The 255-nt window shown below is 60.8% G+C and carries 1 protein-coding gene; it reads right to left on the bottom strand.

Features of this window, described 5'->3' with window-relative positions:
- The coding region (locus tag ACRXB1_RS37770) for a citrate/2-methylcitrate synthase (protein WP_449494982.1) at nucleotides 1-255 on the bottom strand (255 nt) is incomplete at both ends.

Raw genomic sequence — 255 nt, forward strand, 5'->3', positions numbered from 1 at the left:
TGCGCCGGCCGTTATGCGAATAGTGATACCAGTACAGCAGAATCGATCCCAGCGATGCCATCAGGCGGTCGGCGATATCCTTCGCGCCCGCGACGTTGTGATCGTCCTTCTCGGGCAACAAGGTGCCAAGCACGGAGACGCCGGTACGCATGACGTCCATGGGATGAGCGGAAGCGGGAATCCATTCCAGCGCGGCCTTCAGGTTCGCGGGCAGACCACGCAGCGCCTTGAGCTTCGTCTTGTACGCCTTGAGTT

The organism is Caballeronia sp. M23-90, from assembly GCF_053574605.1.